Below are 18,738 nucleotides of genomic sequence, written 5' to 3'. Positions count from 1 at the left end.
TTACTTCTCGTTGAGCTGTTGCCCCATTTACATTCGCATTCGCATTTCCATTACTTACTGAACCATTCTTTTTCACATTATCCTGGACGTTCACTTCTCGTCGGACTGTATCCAATTCAGGTTTTATATTATTTTGCAATGGACCAGAACCACCTACATTATTTAAACGATCGGCTACATTAACTTGGCGTTCTACCTGTTGATTCTCACCTTTCGCCTGATTATTCGGCATTTTATTGCTTCCTGTATTGTTCATGCGATTTGCTACTTCAACCTGGCGTTCCACCTGTTGATTCTCACCTTTCGCCTGATTATTCGGCATTTCATTGCTTCCTGTATTGTTCATGCGATTTGCTGCTTCAACCTGGCGTTCCACCTGTTGATTCTCACCTTTCGCCTGATTATTCGGCATTTCATTGCTTCCTGCATTGTTCATGCGATTCGCTACTTCAACTTGTCGTTCCACCTGTTGGTTATCGCCTTTCGCTTGATTATTCGGCATTTCATTGCTTCCTGTATTATTCATACGATTTGCTACTTCAATCTGGCGTTCCACCTGTTGGTTATCGCCTTTCGCCTGATTATTCGGCATTTCATTGCTTCCTGCATTGTTCATGCGATTCGCTACTTCAACCTGGCGTTCCACCTGTTGGTTATCGCCTTTCGCCTGATTATTCGGCATTTCATTGCTTCCTGCATTGTTCATGCGATTCGCTACTTCCAGCTCTCGTTCTACTTTTTGTTTATTTGCTTGTGAAGTATCTTCAGTTCTTGGACTAGCGCTTTGTTCCACTCCTGAATTCGCATTATTATGAATATCTTTCCCTATTTTACTTAACGCCTGACGATCATTATTTTCTTGTGCTTTGTGTTTCCCTTCTGCCTGTCCTTCTTTAAATTCACCTATTGTGCCTTTCACACCATCTGATACACCTTTTGCAACACCTGTTACTTTTTCTTTCCCTTTGTCCACAGCACCACTTACAGTAGCAGCAACCATATTACCAGCATCATTCATCATGCCACCCAGCCCTCTTTTACTAGCATAACTCATAGTAGAGCCAGTATTTTTCACAAGATTCTTTGGCATAAATCCTGATTTCTTATTATCTTTACCTTTTTCATTAGGAGCATCTTTCATATCTTCTGATTCCATTTCAGAACGTTTAGGTGTATCATCACGTGTTTGTTTATTTTGACCGCCCATACTTTCTTTTGCACTCTTAAACATATTACCTAAGCCTTTTCTTGCCCCATTAGCAGCCGCTAACATGCCAACAGTTGCCATTAAATTGTTCTTTCCTTGTTTCAACCCTACATCGACACCAAAATATTTTAAAATTGATTCTGAACCCTTAATTAGCGCTATAGTTAAACAAATCATTGCTACGATATATAAAAAAGCATTAATATCTTTTTCCGAAAGGAAATTAACTGCTATTGTATAGAATCGTAAGCTTAATCCTGTAAAACCAATTAACATGAATCCCCTTACGATGTCTTGTACAACCATCTTTGTTTTCTCACCAGTTTCTATATCTGTTATAAATACAATTGGTGCAATAATTTTTTTCATCGTAATCTCAAATATAGACATAACGAATACAAAAATAGTAAATAGATATGCAATACCCAAAGCAATTAATCCACAGAATATCGTAAAGAAATTCATAGGATAGCGAATATATCCTGATGGAAACGTATCTTTAAAGGGATTGAAAAAGCTATCACCTATTGACTCAAGTGCCACATTTGCTCCGCTGTTTGTGATCTTGTATTCTAAAAATTTTGTCGGTTCTGCAACCCCATCCTGTTTTTTCAATTTACCTACAACGTCAGGGGTAATGATATCTCCCAAGTCCGCAGCTAAAAACATTTCTTTATTTAATCCATTCTTCCAGTTCCCTTCACTAGAATAAATAGCTTTCTCTTCAGGATCAATATTCTGTATTGGGCCAAACCCTACAACACTTAAATAAGCTAAATCTGCCGTGTTATGTTTTACTAAATTAAATGCCAAGCCATCCTTTTCTTTACTTTCATTTGTTGTATCTTTATAAAAGTCAGTAGCCATCTTTTGCATATCTGCCATAAGCTCATTTAACCCACCTAACAATCCAATCATTACAACGATGTTAACCCCTACAGATTTAAAACGTGGTGGTTTATGTTGAACAATTGTTTTAATTGCTAGCCATACAATAACTAATAAAAGTAAAGCGTAAAACAAACCTTTTATTATAGAGGTAGCAAATTCATTTAACCCCGTATCTTCCATTAGATCGAAGAAAGAAAATGTTTCAGGAATTAAACCTTCTAACGATGAAACTAATATGAGTAATCCTTGGACAATCCATCCTTCTATAATTTGCAGTATCATTCCCAACACATTCGCAAATTGTATCCAATCATTTTGTAGAAAAGCAACGGCTTCCCCTTTATCTATATCTTTAACTTTCCAAACAATCTCATCCCACCATCCGTCAGCAAAACTCAGTGGTGAAAATACAAGACTGCAAATCGAAATCAAAACTACGAGGACTCCCGTTACTAACGCTCTTTTGCTTCGTAAAACCCATTCTTTTATTTTTGTAGCAGCCATAACTGTTCTACCTTTCTTGTTTATTTTGACCTTATCAATCAGTCAATATTCTTATCAATTCTTCTAGGTTTCTTTTAATCTCATGGTCTGAAGATTGTTCATTTAAATATTTAACCTCGTCTAATTTCGGAACTACATTATTTTTAGCGTAATTTAACAGTAATTGTGCTAAACGTGTACGAATCTCTTTTGGATCGTCCACATTCCTTTTTTCTTTTACAAGCTCAATTAACGATTTAATAACATCGTCCAATATTAACTCTGCTTTCACTACTTCATTAGCAGACTGTTTTCTCATATATTCCCTTTTAGCAACTGGATTTATAATAAAATCTAAGAAGTTTAAATATAGATCGGTTAAATCTAATCCTGTATGTAAGGAAGGAATATCAATATCATTTAAATCATTTGAAGTATCAAACAAGCTTGATAGAAATTGCCAACGATAAGGCATAGTCATTTCTTGTGTATTAAAAATTGGATACGGACGCACTTTTTTTCTATTTAAATCTTGTCTATGAAGTGCACGAATAACTAATGTTTCTCCCTCTAGAAATTGTGATAGTCTATCTGGAGAGATGATACGTTGTTGGTCTGCACTTTTCGTTACCTTATTATCTGCATCCAAGTGACTTTCATTCGAAGATTTCCCAATAATAGTCTTATGTCCAGCACGTTTTGAAATTTCTTCAATTGTTTCAGGATCTGTCGACATAATATAAAGATGGTTTTGACAGTTTTGTTTGATTTCTTTAGCTTGCTTATCATATAGTTTCTCAATTTGTGAGTATGATTGAAGCACCAAATTAAACAACATATTACGTCCGGCACAAACCGTTAATACACCGCCCATATCATCTATAGCTGGCATATTCCCAAACTCGTCTAATAAGAAGTGAACACGTCTAAAACACTTTTTCCCTTTTGTATCACTACAGTTCATCGAAAGCTCAGTATATAATTGTTTAACAAAAATACTTGCTAAAACATGATTCGACTTATCGTAGTCAGGTACAATCATAAATACTGCAGTTGGCTTCTCTGAATATGTTAGTTTTACTTTTGGTTCAAGAGGAAAAGTATTTGCTCTCTTAATCAGTGTCACCTGTTGTTTATACTCAGCTTTGTCTTCGTTGCCCTCTTTTTTCTGATAAACAACCTTTCCCTTTTCGTCAAGCAAGGTTTCAAATTTCAGACTGTATAACAATCGGTATTTCTTATTAGGATTCTCTTCATCCTGGTAACGGATCAATAACAAATCTCCGTTTTCTAAAGAATCATCAAAATTCATATTGCACATACCCAAAGATTTAACTTTAATCTTGTAACTGTTAATTTCCGTCTTCTTATTATCATTTTTATGAAATGATACAGTTACACGTTTGTTTAAAAAGCGTTCATCAAGTTGGAAGAACAAATTTTTAGGAAAACCCACTTGTTTTAAATCCAAGCTAGATTTTGATGTCATTTTCGCGAACATTTTATCTGCAAAAGTTTGTAAGCCCTGGTTTGCAGTTGCTAAAATAGAACCTTTTGCTTTTTCACCAGCAAAGCTAGTTGAACCATATTGCATTTTCGCAACGCTTCCTTGTGGCAAACTCTTAAAATACTCATCCAAAGCATTTTTTTCTACAAAATCGTCAGGATTCTCCTTGTAATAAAATGTCCCTAGCTCATTTAACATTTGAGATACATTATGCATCGTAACTTTCTCCATGCAATTATTTTTTACACAATAGTCCACAATGGCGAGAATAATACCATTAATCGCATTTTGTGCGGAAGTATTAAAGAATGCATTATCACCAGCGTTTGGATCGTTATAAAGAGAGAATGTTAATGTATTTGCTCGCTTTGCCGCTTCCTGGTCATCACCATTTACCCAAGCATCAATTACGAGCTGTAAGGGATTGTAAGACATACCCTGCAGCGGTTCTTCAATATTTAAAACTTGAACATCATATCCACGTTTTTCTAACGTTTCTTTTGACGCACTATACAGTTCGCCTTTTGGATCATTTACAACCATACTTGATTGATTTTTTGCTCTACTCAAATTATCAATCATTACGACAACTATCATTTCACCTTTACCTGAACGAGAAACCCCTAAAATTGCAGTATTTACAGTATCCTGATCAATATAATATTTATCTTTGTAATGAGAGACAGGAACTCCACCATAACCTTCAAACACTTCTATTTTTTCAGGAATCTCTCGATACTGTTCTCTAATTTCTTCAATTGTAGTAAAACGACTATCTCCCTTTTGGCCATAAGCTACATTTTCGTCACTTCGATAATTAAATTTTGAATACACCAAAAAACCTACCAGCGTTGAAGCTAATAAGCTAAACAAGTATATATTTGTAGGTAGTGCAGGAATGAATAGGTTTTTAATTGATAAGCTATCTTCCCACTTTGAACCAACCACATCAAAAATAGTTGGTTTCTCAATTGTTTTTGATAATTCGTTTCTAATAGATTGATATGTCCCAGCTACAAAATTTAATAAGCTAAAAGGAAAAAGCACCGCAACTGAAGAAATTGCGAGTGCTTTTTTATTAATTCTATTCTTTTCTTGCGGTAGATCTTCACCGTCAATTCTATAATCATGACGGAGATATTTCTTCCGCTTTAATGAGAGCTTTCCAATACCCACTCGCATTTCCTCCTCACCTAGTACTATTTCTCATTTTTATACCAAAAATCCCAAAGAGAACCACGTTTCTTTGAATTAGATTCTGATTGTTGTGGCATTACAGGTTGTTGTACTGGTTGTTGCATTGCTTGTGGTTGAACTTGCTGTTGTACTGGTTGTTGATACATAAACATTGGTTGTGGCTGCACTACAGGTTGTGGGTACATAAATACTGGCTGTTGTGGTAACGCCTGTCCTGTTCCCATTTGACCGTGTGCAGTTACAAGTTTCCCTTTTAAATCTTCAATAATATTAAGGTATTCACGTTCTCTATCGCTTGTCTTCATTTCTCTTGCTTCTTGTTCCCTCTGTCGCAACGCTAATTCTGCTTGTTCTCTTTTGTTCTTTTCTTCTTCCAATCTTAATTTTCGTTCTTCCATTGCTTTATCATGCTCTGCTTGAATTTCTTCTCTCCACTCTGGAATTAACTGATCCATATACACTTGTAAATCCTTCATTTGAGAATCTTGTGACTCAGATGCAGCATTCATAATATCTTCTAACGCGCCCGTAAAATCTGCTAAAAGCTCATTCTTTTTATCAACTAGCAACTTATTCGCTTCTAGTTTTAATTCATATGCTTTTTCATGAAGCGATTTTTCTTGCTCCTCATTGTTTCCCTTCATTAATTCCTCTTCACGTGCATTCACTAGTATTAACTTGCGTTCTTCAAGGTCTGATTCATATATTTTAAATTCTGCTTCCTGTTTTAATTTAAACGATTGTAACTCCAATTGCTGTTTCTCAGAAAATGCATTTAATTTTTGTTGCATCTCTTGGTTTTCTTTATTCTCAAATCCGTCTAATTCTTGCAGCCTTTCTTGAAGATTCACCTCGAAAATTTCACGCAATGTATCTTCCGCTTCTTTCTGATAATCACGCATTACAGTTTCTTTATACGTTCTCTCTAAAATTAAGCGAATATCATCTATTAAATTATTAACATCTTGATAGTAGTTATCCTGAATAATTAAGAAGTCCTTACCACTTAATACATTCTTAACAAATTGTAACTTCTTATCCTCTAAAGCTGTTTTTGAAGTTTCTTCACTCATTCCCATGAGTCCTAATAAATGTTTTATAGTGAAGCGGGAGTCATAACGACCTTGCTTTGTTTCTACTTCTTTTAAATCTATATACTTATCATATTCAGGGAAACTTACATCTTTAATTTGAATTGGAGGATTCGCTTCTTGGTTTTCCTCTTTTTTATCATTTTCAGATTCAGAATAAAAAAGCTCTTCTTCAATATTCTTTACAGAGTCATTTCCATTTACCTCAATATGTAAAGCATTATTTTCTCCCACTAAATTAACAGCTTTACTTCGATCCTCTTCTATTTCTTCAATTGCAAACATATTTTTCTTTTCTTCTTCCGAAGAAACAGCCGTTTCCTTTTCTAAATGCGCATAATCTGATTCATCAAATTGATTCATTCCTCTTTGCTGCATTTCCATTTCTGTCATTTCTTCAAACAGATTTTCATCTTTTGCAAACTCTTTTTGCACCGTATTATTAAATTCTCTTGTATCTACAGTAGCAGTATGTGGAATTTCTTCCTCATTCTTACCAAAAATCTTAGAGAAAAATCCACTCTTTTTCTTTTTAGGCGCTTCTACCTCAGAACCGATTCCCACCTGCTCTTCCTCAGCTTTATAATTTGTATATATTCCCTGTTTAATATCCATTGCTAAAGTAAAATCTGTATTACCTTCTTCAAGATCATTTGAAATTGCATTTAAAAGTGAAAATTTCTCATTCACTCTTACAGCCAATGCAAATTCATAAGCTTTTTCGTTCTCATTATCCTGAAGCAATAGCAATACTTGATCATTTTGTTGATTTTCCTCAGCGTACTTTTGAATTAAGTTTTCAGCTGCTCTTAACCCTAATTGATTTCCATTCCAAGCTTTATTTTTCTTTAGAAACTTTTTAAAAGATTTCGATTGTTCTTTTTGTAAAAATTCTACAATATACATTCCTTTAACCTCATTCCATGTATATATTTTTCTATTAAATAAAAAAAAGGAACTCACTTATAAAGTTCGTTCCTTTTCCATTTCCTAATTACTTGTAAAGCCACTAACCGCTGTAATTGTGTCTCCAATAGTAGCTGCACAAAATAGAATAATTGCCCCAACAATAATACGGAACAACCATTGTTTTGCTTTTCGGCTCATTTCTTCACCTAGCATGTACATAACACCTGCAATAGCAACACAGAAAATAACAATTGCTAAACCAATTGCTTGTAGTTTTCCCGTCCAACTAGTCATTGCTGAACTAACAGATTCGAAAAAATCATTGTACGTTAATAATTTGACATAAAACACAGTTAATAGATTATCCATTTTAAATTCCTGCTTTCTCTTATATAATTTAATAGTTTAAGTATTTTGACCAGGCTATCTTTTTAAGCTCTTGATTGTGTGTCAGAGTTTGAATGAGATCCACCTTGTGCTTGCCTGTTGTTTTCCTGTTTAACAATAAAAGCCGCGATTTCTACCATCGCGGCTTCTTCTAACATCTTATTTCTCCACTCAGGCTCTCCACCTTGTAGTAAAGATACGCATTTATCACTCACAATTTTTTTTGACCAATCTTCGTATGTCACTCCCTGCTTTTTCAAGATTACTGTAACAGCATCCTGATGAGGAGCTTTTTCATTTTTATTTGTTCTTTTTGCCATATACAACTAACTCCTATACTTAATACTTTGTATTTTTTTGAGAGATGAAATGTCTAAACGTCTCTTCAACATCAGGTATCCCGTCTGAAAAAATTGTAATGATTGCAATGAGTACCATTACACCACCCATAAAAATCATTAAGCGAAACACATTGTTTTCAAGCATTTCCTAAACACCCACTCTCTAACGCACTTGGGAGATTGCAGATCCATTAAACTCCATCTCAGCATCAGGTATATTAAAAAGGCGAATCTTTATTTTGGCTACTACCTGATAATCAACAACATTACCAAATTTAACCTTTTTATTTAATTGATCACTTTTCACAGTAAAAGCACCCTGGTACTGTTTATCACTATATTCTCTTAAGTTCACGACAGATTCTTTTGTTAATCCGCCATGTCTTTCAATTTGATAATTCACTTGTTGTTTATAAGAATTTACATCGCTCAACTGAATACAAAATAGGGCTACTGCAACCATTAGCATGATTAACATTAGCCCTATAAACCATTTTGTAATTGTCATAATCGCGCCATCTAGCATTTTTTACACCTACTCATTTTCATGTCACCCTCCTTTTTTATTTACGAGAGATTAATAGATGATAGGTGATGGACCAATACCGCTGCTGCAAATCCTACTACTAATATAAACGAACTCATTACCATTTTCGTAGGGAAGAAATTAAACCGCTTTAACTTGAAAGCAATTATTTCATCAATTGCCCTTTGTAATTCAGCGCTTGCCATTTGTCCTAGCTCATTAATAACATTCGTGTCACTGGAATTTTGTTGAAAATCATAAATAGTTTGCATAATGTTTATTGACATGTCGCTTCCGCTTGAACGCATTGCATAATCAGTAAAAGGCTGTATGTCGTTCGGCTTATCTGTCATTTCAGACATTAATTTGGCTAACGAATTTTTATCCACTGGATTCTCCATGCGATTCAATATCTTTCGAAACACTTGATATAGACTTACTGATTCACCTGATTCTTTTAAATAGGGAATCAATAGTCTAGTGAATTTAGAGAAATTTAAATGCCTTTCAAATTTAAATGCATTATACACCTTCAAAACATGTGTATACTTTGAACGGTACATAAAGATTGGTAATCCGATTGCTAATAAATAGCACCAACTAGAGAAAAACAATCCTAATAGCAATCCGAAAATTCCTGTTACAAATGATTGAATAAAGCGTTTCTTTTGGAACTTATCTATCATCTGTTTTGTATTACCCATTTCTTCTAATATGCTATATAAATCTTCCTCCGCCAGCAATCGATTATAACGATTTTTTTTACTACTTTTAGCTGTTACTACCCTCATGCTTTGACCTCCATTATTGAGTCATCAAAAAGGTATGTAGTAAAGGATTTAAAGAAGAAAAACATTAAACTCATGTATATTCCACTCGTTATCCATCCAATAGGATGTCTAGCAAATGCCGTTATATACGTATCAAAACCAAAAGAAAAAGTAATTGCCAGGACAAATACAACTATTACACCACATAACATCTTCATATCTTTTAAATGTCCCGTTTTCTTGCGATCATAATCGTCCTTTTTCTCTTTCGTTTCATTATGATGAGTTTTAATATCTTTCAATGTTTCCAGGTTTGTTCTCCCCTCTAAAACACACGTTTCAAGTTGCTCTAAGTATTGATCAAATGTTATATCTTCACGATATTTATTTGATAATCGTTTAAAAGCCTGAATTACTTGTGTTTGATCCGCCCCTAAGATATTTGCCATTAATACTTTTAAATCTTCCCTTAGTTCTCCTTGCGCCCGATCACTAGCCCGATTTAAAGCTGTTAATATTGTTTGGCTTTCGTTTGCTAAAAGAGAGGTCATATTATTGACAAACTTATTTCTTTCTCTAAAAGAATCTTTTTCATATGCCCTTTTAATAATTTTAGGCATTAACACTTTTAATCCATATACAGCGCCAAGAAACCCCAATATCAATGATAGCCACCATATATAGAGTAAGAGAAAAGAAAACATCCCCGTAACTAGACCTGGAATAGCAGCATGTCTAAAATAATCCTTTTTATTTAAAGGTTTTCCATATGCTACCTTGAATGCATTAATTTCTTCAGCATTTACAAACTTCTTTTTCCTTGTTTTCGCATTAAAAGTGGAGATTTTCACACTTTATACCTCCTTCCCCACAGTTTTACATCCTTTATCTACTTATTACTAAATCCTTTTTAATTGCTATTTCATTTGTATACTTTGGAAGTTCATAATTTAAATCAACTTCCGCCAATTTCTCATGAAATTCTTTTGACAATTCTCCTGTAGAATAGGTGAATTTACCATTTCTATACTTTTGCTCAAATACTGTTCGATTATTGTCTACCCCATATTCAACAACTTCTGATAAATATCGAATAACTCGATTAATCTTTACATTACCTTGTGTTGTTGTTTTTACAACTGCTCTTTTAATATGGAATCCAAATCCAAAGTAACGCAAGATATCTTCTTCCATTGATTTTTCATCAACCTGGTATCCTATTTTGGACATATTAACAAGACGTTTAGGTGACGTTTCTGCATCAACTGAATGTAGTGAAGTTAATACATTATGTCCTGAAAATACAGCTTGAATCATCTCATAAGTTTCCATGCCACGAAGCTCTGAAATCATGATCCATCGTGGGTTATTACGTAAACCCGCTTTTATAAAATCAGTAACAGTAACCCCATTTCCAGTAATCCAACTTAATATATCTTTATCTGGAAATAACTCTTTAACATGTGTTTCGGGAACATCTTCAATCATTATGGCTTTATGTTCAAATTTAATGAAAGAACACAATAGTTTTAATAATTCTGTTTTTCCCGTTCCAGTTTCCCCTGATATTAAAATGTTATTTCGACTTTCTATGAGTACTCTAAAGAAATCTAACATGAATTTCGGAGCAAACGTTTCAAAATTCCCTTCATGTAATGCCAATTTAGGGCGTACAATCCTTAAGGACATCGTAGAGTTTCCGATTGTATTTTGGCTATGGACTGCATTAATACGAATAGAACCATATACACCATCAAATATAGGATTCTTAGGAGTAAACTCTTTCCCTACCGCATGAGCAAATTTCTGAATTACTCGTGTTATATATTGCTCATTAATCTGATGATCTGCTTCATTATAAATATTTTTATAATCACTTGATTCTACAATTAAATGGCTGCCGTTATGTGATATATCCGTAATATCTGGTCGTTCTTTAATTAATCTTTCAATAACACCCGTACCCACAATTTCAGATACAACATACTCATAAACCTCATCCAGTTTATCCTCATCACAATCCATAAAATGAGCTGGATAATTATTTTTGATAATATTTTTGATTTCCAGTCTTGCTTCTTCTTTTAACATGGCATCAATAACTAATTCTGCCTTACTCGTTTTCAAATCATTTCGTATAGTTTCTACCGATTGTTGGAAATTCTTAGAATTAAAATCAATTTGATTTTTTTTCTTTTTTACTGTTACGTTCTTAAATGCTTCTAACATATTTTTCTCCTTTCCTCTAAGATGCTGCAATACTTACTTTGTAAGTCGCTTGATACGTATTTTCACCATCTTGAATAATAGTCCGAATCGCTTTAACAGATCCGTTTTTGTTATCTAGATATTTAAACTCATATTTTGCATTACCGCTAATTTTCACGAGCTTATTTGACTCAATTCTTTTTTTAAAATCTTTTTCAAAATCACTTTTTGAGAGATATAACTCTCCACGTTGAATACGTGAACTATTATCCATATTAGATATAGCACTTGCTCGAACAGTTTCGGTTATACCTTGTATCACTGAATCGGTAGCAAAATTTTCCCTATAGTAATATCCACCTATAGATACTAAGAAAAGCCCCAGCACTATTATCATTAGGATGAAAGGATGTTCTTTCACTTCTTTCACTCCTTCCCAACCAAATAAAGGGAGAGGTTTCTCTCCCTAATTTGTTGGATAATGGTTTAACATCCATATATAAAAGAGTTATTTTGCTGTCGCTAGTTTTTGTTTAAAGAAATCAACTACTGATTGTCCCAGTTCAGGGAAGGCAACCATTGTTAACGTCACCATTGCCGCCCCTAACATTACTGCTCCAATCATCCACCAACTACGATCCGTATTTTGATCTAACATTTTAAAACATCCTCTCAATTTTTGTTTTTTTATATAAAAAAGAGACGTAATATAAAAATTACGTCTCTTTTTCTACCTAAATATTTAGTTAGTACAATTTGATTCCTAATTTGATAGCACGCTCTACTGTAAAGTACTTATTTAACATAAGCATGTTAATCGCACCTAATGTAGTAGGCATCATATCATTTATAACACTATGAACCTTATCTTTTATAAAGACAATCCACATATTAAAGCTAAATCCATCAAATTGACTCGTATCAAATTCAAAGTCAAAATGGAACAAATCACCTAGTGACAAATTACCTGAAAGTAAATCTCCGATACCTGCTTGGGTAAAAGCGGAAAGGCTTCCTTGCAACGAATATCCAATTAAACGAATTACAATCCCTGTAATTACGAAGTATAGCGCCATAAAAATAATTTGTTTCTTGGCCGATTTATAAGTTAGGACATTCACACATTCTCAACTCCTTTCTTATCGCTTTAACCAAGCAACATCTTCATCTGACCAACCAGGTGGTTTGCCATTTGAGAAAGGATTTTTCGGATCTACAGGTTCTAAGAGTATTTCATCATCTTTCAGCGTTCCTGACCCGATCGTACCGTACATATATGCGTATAAATGTAATGGCTGCACGATTTCAAAATTCACTTTATTAGCCCCAATTGGCAAATCAGATTTTACAAGGTTATTGTAATCACCTAAGTCAGCCCATATTGGAGCATATAATTTACGCTTCCCATCTTTTATAGCATGTTTAATACGAGAATCTTTGTCCTTCACTTGCTGATCCGTGAATAAATTACCCGTTTTTTGTTCTACATTCATATGTGGTAATTCAAAAGTAAAGTCAGTATTCCGCTTATCTGAACTACTATTTTTATTCGTTTCTTCAAGTGGAACAAAAACCTTACCTTCTTTTTTCTCATAATTCAAATGTGAATCGATTAGTTTCTTATCAATCAAAGCACTTGCTTTAACATCATAAGAGACAGCCAATTCATTGTTATAACTGGCTTCTGTTTTCAGTTCAAATCCATAGCCCGTTTTTTGTTTCGGCAGTTGTTTTAACGGTATTGTAAGTGTTTCATAGAAAACTTCTATTTCTTTTCCGACTTCACGTTCCGTCATAATAACGCCTTTATATTTCAACTCAGTAGTTTCTTTCGCATTCACCTTAATTGTTTCTTCAGAAGATGTATAGCCATCGGTATCTACTTTGCCTTTCCCATCTAAAATATGAATAGATTCTTTATTTACTTTTCCAAATCTCACTTCATAATTTCTTTTATTGTTTTTCTTTAATAATTCAGGATCTACTTTGAATTTGATTTCTTCAGGTAGTTCCCCGATTGTATAAACCTTGCTACCAACAAGCTTATTATCAGCTTTGTCATATAAGTTAACAGTCAGTTGCTCTTTATTTGAATCCTCATACACAATATCTTTATCTAACCGTACTGTTACTGGAAGACCACTCTCAGCAGGTGCAGTATCGATTCTTATTTTTCTAAGACCCAAATTCGCATCCGCTACGATTGTATATCTTACCTGGTTAGACACCGGCGATAATTTATAATCTACAGAAGTATTAACTACTGTTTTACTTACATATTGATCACCGAATTCATTATTGTGCGTACCTAACACAAGATTCATTTTCACAACATCGCTACTACTTAATGAATCATTTATATACAGCAAAATAGAGACCACTTTTGATAAGTCCTGCTCTCCTGTATACTTGTACCAACCATTTGATTTTAAATCAATTTTGTTGGGATTATTTGATTCAACAAAGCTGTTATTCAGCCATATTTCAACGTTCTTGTTATTTAGGTTATCTAACGTTAACTGTTTTAAAAACGTTTTACCACTAAAAGCAGAAGCATTTTCATCCTTGTTCCTTGGAACATAAGTTAATGCTTTTATATGTGCTTCATCCTTAATTGTGGTATATGGTTGAACACCGATTTTATAATCACTGTTTCGTTTACCAAATTCTTTTTCAATTGTTTGGCTAACGCCGACCATACCAATTTTTACTACTGAAATATTTTTAGAGCTTGTCCGAAACCTTTCAGCCCTGGTATCTAACGAACTACTAATGATACTATCAATTGCTAAACCTACCTGATTTCCTTGTGGCAGCAACACGGGATTAATTCTTGTTTCAAAGTTGATTTTTTTAAGTGTCGTATTACCGCGAGTAAGTATATCGTACCAAATCAAATATCTGGTCCCATCATCATTTTGTTGAATTTTCGGCTCAATATATTTATCACCATACTTAGCAGAACCAATGACATAATCTAGTCCTTTTGGCAGTTTCACTTTCATTTCAACCTTTTCATCTAAAGAATTAAAATCTGTTGTATCAGGCATCTTAATCAGATTATCAATAGTTATATTCACATTATCAGAACTATAATAAGTAGTTTTATTTGTTTTAATTTCACTGCTGACTTCACCATTTATAATCCCTAACGTTTCAAAGTTAACCGTAGAACCTACAGGTGATTGTATTTTAGTTATATTTCCAAACTCATCATATTCCGTATAGTTCGTATACTTTCCATCTGGACGAACACGAAAACTTGTTTTCCTATCAGCTGTAGTGTATACAACAGCAGCTGTAACAATTACATTAGGCGTTCCTTTATCGTTAACACTACCAATCTTTTTCGTTTTAACTGCTAATTGTATATCTGTAGCTCCGACTGCACCGTTACCTAAAGCAGCATTTATATCTTGTTGTATAGCTGCTACTTCACCATGCTTTTTTGCTTCCTCATAGGAATTGTACCAATCATAATCTTCCACTTGATTTTGCGTTAATCTTTCAAAAGAATTGTCTTTCTTCTTGTCTATCCCAAAAAAGACCTTTTGATTCTCACTATTCCTTATTCTCTCACCTGATGGAGTCATATAACCACGTCTAAAAATTTCTTTTGTTGCTGCTTCACTACCTTCTTTTGTAAAAAAAAACGAATCAGAGTTCCATTTATAAATTATAGTTGCTCCTCCGTCAGTTACACGATTAACATTCAAGTGTGCAACCATTTTCACATCTTGACCTACAACTACAGTTGGATCTCCTTTAGACACTACACTGTATCCAACATACGGTGTACCTAGTTCTTTTCCATCTTTTGAATGGAATGTATTTTGTAAAGAATATGCACCAGCAGGATTGTTTCTATCAATAAGAGTTGTTTTCCCTATATTATTGTAAGGAATTACATTACCTTTACTATCTTCATAAGAATCTACCGTAACTTTAATTTCATAATAAACATTATTATGTTTATTAATCTTATTATTTCTGTTCAGAGGCGCATATTCATTTGGAGTGTGAATTAAAAAACGTGTTGATGAAAAGCCTTTTTCATTCTTTCCAAATGTAGCAAAATCTTTTCTATGAGACACCCCTGTTGGGAATGTAGAACCAATCACATAGTCACTAATACTCCCTTTATAGGTTACTTTATCCTTTATGAATTCTGGTTTTTCTATGCTATTTACACCACTATCCCATACACTATTTATTGTATAGTCTTCAATATTACTTGCGTTCCATTTTTCTTTTGGAATATATGATATTGGACTACGTGAATAAATAGTATAGATATCCATGTAATTTGCTATTCCTAACTCAAAACTCTCCGTATTTTTTTGTGGTATCTTTGTTTTCACATGATCGATAGCTTGGTAATTAAAAATTTTAATTGGAGTATCTTCTCCTTCAAAATTCAAACTACGATTTTCTAACTCTATCTTTGATTCATCCCATACAACTTTACCACTGAAGTCGAGGTGATAATTTACTTTTCCATTTGGGAAAGTAGCTCCCCTTAGGTCTTTATGGTTGGGTAAATTGGTAATAAACAAATCTAATACTACAGGGAAGATTTCAGTATCATCTCCCTTTTCAGCCTTTTTGTCATAAGCTTTATACTTTAGTTTATTTATTCCCATACCTAAATAACTATTTGTTAATCGTGCTTTCACATTAACCTTCCCTGATGTAGTAACAGCATTAATATTATCAAATGATTGTACTATCCCCTCATTTGTAATATCCTTTCCTTCCACACTCATAACTTGAATTTTAATGTTAGGCTTCAATTTCATTCCATGCTCTGCACCCTGTACCTCAACGGTAATAGGAATCATTAAAGAGTTACCTGTTTCTTTTAATGTGTATTCCATATCAAAAGAAACAACGCCCTTCTCTAAATCTTCCTTACCACCGACAGCAAATTTTGCATTTACACGTTTGTTTGTAATACCATTTTCCAGCGTACCTGTAATTTTTAGCTTAATATCTTTTAACTTGTCATGTTTTTTGGGATTAATCGTCACCTTTAATGGATATGTAACTGTATCAAACGTTCTTACTATGCCATTATTCGGGCTAGAATCATTCCCAGCATCGTTATTTGGATCAAAGGGTTCTGTACCATCTACAATGTCTGAAGGCTTAATAAACGCTTCAAAATCAAGTAAATCACTACCCTTTTTCCCATTTGCTACAACTACCTCTTTTGGATTAAGCCCCGTACTTTTGAGATCTGATTTTTCTTGCAGCTCCGTCACATCACCCGTTTTCTTTTCTTGAGCCTGTTTCTGGTCCGATGTACTTTCTGCATGTCCAATTGATACAAAGTCGGCCAAGCTTCCAAACAGAAGCATAACAACAAATAATAAACTAAATGACCTTCTAAACCACAATCGTATTCCTCCTCTCTTTACAACCATGAGGATCTATCCTCATATGAGAGAAGGTAACTAGTTGGACTTCTTGCTCTTTCTTCCATGGCATCCTCCTTTTAGCTATATAACAGCAACATAGCGCTATACTTATTAAATAAAACTAAAAAGCCTACCATATACTTGATAGACTTTTGATTTTTATTTAATTGTTTTGTAATTTAATTCTCCTATAAGGGGTACCGCCAGCATTTCGGAAAAAACCATGTTAAGTAAAAACATACAATAAGCTGCCCATCTGGACAGCTTATTTACATAACTATCGTTAGCGGAAGTTATATCAATCAATACATAAATAGAAATTGAATAAAATAACCGTAAAACTGTGTATTAGTAATTCTAGAACGATGCTCAATATATATTTAAACCAATAGTTTTTTTAGTGATTTTATGAATTTAATAGAATTTGTTTTTGCTTGTTAAACTCTTCTTCAGTAAGATATCCTTGTTCTTTTAATTTTACTAGTTTCTCAAGTTGTTCAACATTGTTTATACCGGTCTTTTTATAGTCTGGAGCAAACAACACTAATACTTGATTAAGCCTTGTACGTTTCATAACTCGATATCCACTCGTTGTTGCTGTTGCAATTCCTTCATCATTCGGACGACAATACCCATTCACTTGACACGTGCCATCATCTCTTACTAGAATTTTTCCCATTAGTCCTACTGATACCCATTCAGGCCGCTTTTTTCTTGGGATGTATTCACATTGTGGATCCCATTTTGGATTTATAACGGGCTGGATTTCTAATAGTTCAGGGGTAATTTCATTCCCGTCTTGATCTTTTTTAGCTGGAATTGTCACTTCGTGATAGATTCGACGTCCCCATTCATCGAGTACATAACGACCATGCCAGTTTAATTCTGCACTGCCCCCAAGTAAACTAGGAGTTGCACTGCTGATTCCTAGGATGAACTCATCTGCAGACGTAGCTAATTTTATTTTATCTCCTTCCAAGGTGACAAAATAACCGACATCTATGTTATTGCTATCGATTGTTTCGAACATCTCGGCAACATCTGCTCCACCTGTGTTATAAGTGGTACCATCAATATACATTTGACCATTACTTGCCAGCCATTTGGCTCCTAATCCTCTTAATACACTCGTTGTGCCGTTTGCTATAAACCATGAATTAGGTTCTTCCGCATCACCAAATCGCCCCATGATATGTGCATTTTGAAATCCAGCAGTGGTAGTATTTTCTCCTTCAGCATGGGAGAAATCTCCACTTGCTGTTGTCAATCTTCCTTCAGCATGGGAGGCAAATCCACTTGCTGTTGTGAAGCTTCCTTCAGCATGGGATGAATCACCACTCGCTGTTGTTCCCCTTCCTTCAGCATGGGAAAAATTTGCATTTGCTATTGTGTTCTCCCCTTCGGCATGGGAGGCAGCTCCACTTGCTGTTGTGCTCCCTCCTTCAGCATGGGAGGCCCTTCCACTTGCTATTGTGCCCCCTCCTTCGGCATGGGAGAAATCTCCATTTGCTGTTGTGATGAATCCTTCAGCATGGGAGAAATCTCCACTTGCTGTTGTGAAGATCCCTTCAGCATGGGAGAAATCTCCACTTGCTGTTGTGCCGGATCCTTCGGCATGGGAGGCACCTCCGCTTGCTATTGTGTTTGATCCTTCAGCATGAGAGGCAATCCCGCTTGCAACCGTATCACTTCCTTCTGCCACAGAACATCCATTATTGGGGTCAGTTCTAATACAGATTGTTGCAGTTGGTCCTGTAGGTCCGGTGTCTCCTGTTGGTCCAGTGTCTCCTGTTGGTCCGGT

15 protein-coding genes are annotated in these 18,738 nt (G+C 34.6%); all 15 read right to left on the bottom strand.

Features of this window, described 5'->3' with window-relative positions:
* Positions 1–2,602, bottom strand: a 2,602-nt coding sequence (locus DN390_RS23620; RefSeq protein ID WP_147808640.1) for a pLS20_p028 family conjugation system transmembrane protein, incomplete at its 3' end; no start/stop codon positions are given.
* Between the two features lie 34 nt (positions 2,603–2,636).
* Positions 2,637–5,270, bottom strand: coding sequence for a VirD4-like conjugal transfer protein, CD1115 family (locus tag DN390_RS23615; RefSeq protein ID WP_147808639.1), 2,634 nt, complete (start codon positions 5,268–5,270; stop codon positions 2,637–2,639).
* A 17-nt stretch (positions 5,271–5,287) separates the two neighbouring features.
* Entirely contained in the window at positions 5,288–7,282 is a 1,995-nt protein-coding gene (locus DN390_RS23610) for a hypothetical protein (RefSeq protein ID WP_147808638.1), read from the bottom strand.
* An 84-nt stretch (positions 7,283–7,366) separates the two neighbouring features.
* Complete coding sequence (locus DN390_RS23605) at positions 7,367–7,654, bottom strand: TrbC/VirB2 family protein (protein WP_147808637.1); 288 nt, start codon at positions 7,652–7,654, stop codon at positions 7,367–7,369.
* Positions 7,655–7,716: 62 nt separating this feature from the next.
* Positions 7,717–7,992 (bottom strand): hypothetical protein, encoded by a 276-nt coding sequence (locus DN390_RS23600; RefSeq protein ID WP_147808636.1) that lies wholly within the window; start codon positions 7,990–7,992, stop codon positions 7,717–7,719.
* A gap of 19 nt (positions 7,993–8,011) precedes the next feature.
* Positions 8,012–8,158: a hypothetical protein gene (locus DN390_RS30790; RefSeq protein ID WP_179955777.1), complete on the bottom strand. Its 147-nt coding sequence runs from the start codon at positions 8,156–8,158 to the stop codon at positions 8,012–8,014.
* A gap of 18 nt (positions 8,159–8,176) precedes the next feature.
* Positions 8,177–8,539, bottom strand: coding sequence for a hypothetical protein (locus DN390_RS23595; protein WP_147808635.1), 363 nt, complete (start codon positions 8,537–8,539; stop codon positions 8,177–8,179).
* A gap of 41 nt (positions 8,540–8,580) precedes the next feature.
* Positions 8,581–9,330: a hypothetical protein gene (locus tag DN390_RS23590; RefSeq protein ID WP_147808634.1), complete on the bottom strand. Its 750-nt coding sequence runs from the start codon at positions 9,328–9,330 to the stop codon at positions 8,581–8,583.
* Positions 9,327–10,160: a hypothetical protein gene (locus tag DN390_RS23585; protein ID WP_147808633.1), complete on the bottom strand. Its 834-nt coding sequence runs from the start codon at positions 10,158–10,160 to the stop codon at positions 9,327–9,329. The genes DN390_RS23590 and DN390_RS23585 overlap by 4 nt, the downstream gene beginning before the upstream one ends.
* Positions 10,161–10,194: 34 nt before the next feature.
* Positions 10,195–11,538: a CpaF/VirB11 family protein gene (locus DN390_RS23580; protein ID WP_147808632.1), complete on the bottom strand. Its 1,344-nt coding sequence runs from the start codon at positions 11,536–11,538 to the stop codon at positions 10,195–10,197.
* A gap of 16 nt (positions 11,539–11,554) precedes the next feature.
* Complete coding sequence (locus DN390_RS23575; RefSeq protein ID WP_147808631.1) at positions 11,555–11,938, bottom strand: hypothetical protein; 384 nt, start codon at positions 11,936–11,938, stop codon at positions 11,555–11,557.
* 87 nt (positions 11,939–12,025) lie between these two features.
* The gene (locus tag DN390_RS30785; RefSeq protein ID WP_179955776.1) at positions 12,026–12,175 is read right to left on the bottom strand and encodes a hypothetical protein; all 150 of its coding nucleotides are present in this window, start codon (positions 12,173–12,175) and stop codon (positions 12,026–12,028) included.
* A gap of 88 nt (positions 12,176–12,263) precedes the next feature.
* Positions 12,264–12,638 carry a hypothetical protein gene (locus DN390_RS23570; RefSeq protein WP_147808630.1) on the bottom strand — a complete coding sequence of 125 codons (375 nt, stop codon included), beginning with the start codon at positions 12,636–12,638 and terminating at the stop codon, positions 12,264–12,266.
* Between the two features lie 18 nt (positions 12,639–12,656).
* Complete coding sequence (locus tag DN390_RS23565) at positions 12,657–16,916, bottom strand: fusion protein (includes pXO2-28-29-30) (protein ID WP_147808629.1); 4,260 nt, start codon at positions 16,914–16,916, stop codon at positions 12,657–12,659.
* Between the two features lie 427 nt (positions 16,917–17,343).
* A partial coding sequence (locus tag DN390_RS23560) for a peptidase G2 autoproteolytic cleavage domain-containing protein (RefSeq protein ID WP_304521084.1) occupies positions 17,344–18,738 on the bottom strand: 1,395 nt, incomplete at its 5' end.

Source organism: Bacillus sp. SH7-1 (assembly GCF_008042405.1).
GTDB classification, from domain to species: domain Bacteria; phylum Bacillota; class Bacilli; order Bacillales; family Bacillaceae_G; genus Bacillus_A; species Bacillus_A thuringiensis_N.
The sequence above is the reverse complement of the archived record's forward strand: the minus strand, read 5'-3'. Positions and strand labels throughout refer to the sequence as shown.

What these genes read in the sequence shown, in the direction of transcription:
- DN390_RS23615 (WP_147808639.1), bottom strand. Translation starts at nt 5,270, where the DNA reads ATGCGAGTGGGTATTGGAAAGCTCTCATTAAAGCGGAAGAAATATCTC.
- DN390_RS23610 (WP_147808638.1), bottom strand. Translation starts at nt 7,282, where the DNA reads ATGTATATTGTAGAATTTTTACAAAAAGAACAATCGAAATCTTTTAAA.
- DN390_RS23580 (WP_147808632.1), bottom strand. Translation starts at nt 11,538, where the DNA reads ATGTTAGAAGCATTTAAGAACGTAACAGTAAAAAAGAAAAAAAATCAA.
- DN390_RS30790 (WP_179955777.1), bottom strand. Translation starts at nt 8,158, where the DNA reads ATGCTTGAAAACAATGTGTTTCGCTTAATGATTTTTATGGGTGGTGTA.
- DN390_RS23600 (WP_147808636.1), bottom strand. Translation starts at nt 7,992, where the DNA reads ATGGCAAAAAGAACAAATAAAAATGAAAAAGCTCCTCATCAGGATGCT.
- DN390_RS23605 (WP_147808637.1), bottom strand. Translation starts at nt 7,654, where the DNA reads ATGGATAATCTATTAACTGTGTTTTATGTCAAATTATTAACGTACAAT.
- DN390_RS30785 (WP_179955776.1), bottom strand. Translation starts at nt 12,175, where the DNA reads ATGTTAGATCAAAATACGGATCGTAGTTGGTGGATGATTGGAGCAGTA.
- DN390_RS23595 (WP_147808635.1), bottom strand. Translation starts at nt 8,539, where the DNA reads ATGCTAGATGGCGCGATTATGACAATTACAAAATGGTTTATAGGGCTA.
- DN390_RS23590 (WP_147808634.1), bottom strand. Translation starts at nt 9,330, where the DNA reads ATGAGGGTAGTAACAGCTAAAAGTAGTAAAAAAAATCGTTATAATCGA.